Below are 2,660 nucleotides of genomic sequence, written 5' to 3' on the forward strand. Positions count from 1 at the left end.
GTCCCACTCCTCCATTGTGCTTTGGCCGACGACAACCTTCGTCAGGACCGTGTTGCGGTCCTTGAACAAATCGGCTGAACGCTTCGCATTCGTATCAGAGATGAGCCCCTCTATCGGATTCGGCACGCCTTTGGCCGCGTATTGATCGGATACTTTCTTCTGAACCTCGTTAAACTCCGGTGTCGCTTTCGCAGTCAGTGCCTTATTGTAAGGATCGTACAAGCCGACCATCAGGCTGGCGCTTCCGATTTCCTTCTTGAACATCTCGTCGTTCACTTTCGGAACGCCGTTTTCCTTCGTATGGTGCTTGCCCTCGATGCCGTATTTCTCGAAATCGACGAACTCCTTGGAAGCAGACTGATCCAGGTATTTCAATATTTTCTCGACTTTATCCTTCGGCACCTTGGAGGAAATCATGATACCTCCCAAGTAACCCGACGGCAGGAAGCTCCCGTCTCCTCCCGGTCCTTTGAGCGGCGGCAGCGTCAAAATTTCTGCCTTCGGGTCCGTCTTTTTCACATTCGTCCAAATGTCCCAGGCCCCGTTGATCGAGCTGCCTACAACTCCGGCTTTGCCACTCTGAAACATCTCCGTATCCTGGCCAAATTTCTGCACGGAATACTCTTGGGTAATGATTTTATCCGCATACAATCCCCGGAAATATTCGAGCATATCACGGTAACCTTTGGTCATCCACGGAATGAGCAGCTTGTCTCCCTCGAACGTCGGCTTATTTGCCCCGAACGCCGAACCGAGCGGCGCGCTCGCAGAATTGAGCGCAGCGCCGAACACCGCCAGCCCGTACGTATCGTTTTTCCCATTGCCATCGGGGTCCTTCTCGACGAACGCTTTCAGCACGTTACGCAGTTCCTCCACGGTCGACGGCGCCTTTAAACTCAACTTGTCGAGCCAGTCCTTACGAATATGCAGCGATTGATCGGTCAATCCGCGTGGACGTGGTATCGCAAATACCTTGCCGTCAATTTTGGAATTATCCCAAATTTGCTTCGGAATTCCCCCCAGATTCGGATACTTTTTCAAATCTCCGAGGTACGGCGTCAAATCATGGAATGCTCCCTGGCGTACCGCGCCGATCGTAACGGGGTCGAACAGCTCCAGATTGACGACGACATCAGTCAGTTCGTTCGAGGACAGCGCCAAGTTCAACTGTTCTTTGTAAGCGTTAACCGGTATCGCTTTGATCGTTAACTTAGCGTTAGCACGTTTATCCAACTCCTTGTAGTAATCGCTCTGGAAATTGGGCGGCTCGTTATAGAGTGGGGTCGTGAAGCTGATTGCGACCGGTTCCTCCTGCTTCGCAACCACCGTAGTCGCAGCAGGAGACGGCGAGCTTCCTTTACTATCCGAAGGGGTAACGTTCCCACCGCAGCCAGCTAACAGCGAGAGAGATAACGAACCTGCAAGCGATAAGGCCAACACACGTTTTCTTTGTACCATTTTTGTTTCCTCCCCTTTTTATTTGCTATTTCATCATTCGATTCATAAGAAGGCATCTTTTTTCAACCTTTAACCGAGCCGAGCAGCACGCCCTTGGTAAAATATTTTTGGAGTAACGGATACACCAATAAAATCGGCAGCATGACAATCATTAAGGCGGCCATCTTGATCGTCTCAGGAGGCAGCTTTGCTTCGGAATCGAATTGCGTAGCGTCCCCGACCATACTGCTGTTCGGCTCGAGCACGATTTGCTGCAGCAGCACCTGAAGCGGCCATTTCGTCACATCGCGGATATACAGCAAGCCGCTGAAATAGGTATTCCATAATCCCACCGCGAAAAAAAGCGAGAAAGCGGCGATCGCAGGCAGTGATAGCGGAAAAATAATCCGCACGAACACTTGAATGTCGTTGCAACCATCGATTTGCGCGGAATCCTCCAGACTGGGCGGCAAGCTCTGAAAGAACGACTTGAGTACGAATATGCTCCACGCACCGGTCAGCCCCGGCAAAATAAGTGCCCAGAGCGAATTGATCAGCCCAAGCTCCTTAACCAGCAAATAGTTCGGCACAATTCCCACGCTGAACAGCATGGTGAATAGTGCCATCAGAAGCAGGAAGCGGCGTCCAGGCAACTCCTGTTTCGTCACCGCATACGCGAATGTTGTCGTAAAGAGCAGATTCAGAACCGTTCCGACAATCGTGATGAATGCCGTCGATCGAAAGGAATGAAAGAAGCTGTCCGTCGACAAGACGTACCGATAGGCATCCAGCGACCATTTGGGGGGGGGCAGCAGTACGAGCTCCCCGCTTACGTAGACACTTTCATCCGTGAACGACACCGCCAAAATATAAACGAAAGGAAACAGCATCGTAAGCGCAACCGCAATAAGAATGATGTAGATGAAAGCATCGGCGGCTTTCGAAACGGCGGTAGTTTTTGACCTAATCATTGGTTTCTCCTTTCCCGATCAGTAAAGTCCCTCTTCGCCTGAACGTTTGGCAAGCTGATTCGCCGAGACAACAAGCAGCAGCCCGACCACCGATTTAAACAAACCGACCGCAATGCTGTAGCTCAGCTCTCCAGAAAGCACCCCGCGCTTGTATACATACGTGTCGAATACCTCGGCGACAGGAAGCACTAGCGGGCTTTGCATCAGCAGCACCTGCTCAAAGCCGACATCCAGCATATGGCCAAGCCGGAG

At 51.5% G+C, this 2,660-nt stretch carries 2 protein-coding genes and 1 pseudogene; all 3 read right to left on the bottom strand.

The features are described from left to right. Positions 1-1,458: type 2 periplasmic-binding domain-containing protein (locus GC102_RS23585; RefSeq protein ID WP_171691660.1), on the bottom strand; the 1,458-nt coding region annotated here is incomplete at its 3' end. Positions 1,459-1,520: 62 nt separating this feature from the next. Then, positions 1,521-2,408, bottom strand: coding sequence for a carbohydrate ABC transporter permease (locus GC102_RS23590; protein WP_171691661.1), 888 nt, complete (start codon positions 2,406-2,408; stop codon positions 1,521-1,523). Positions 2,409-2,426: 18 nt separating this feature from the next. Then, positions 2,427-2,660, bottom strand: a pseudogene (locus GC102_RS23595) (sugar ABC transporter permease); the annotation flags it as partial.

The organism is Paenibacillus germinis (assembly GCF_013141785.1).
GTDB classification, from domain to species: domain Bacteria; phylum Bacillota; class Bacilli; order Paenibacillales; family NBRC-103111; genus Paenibacillus_E; species Paenibacillus_E phytorum.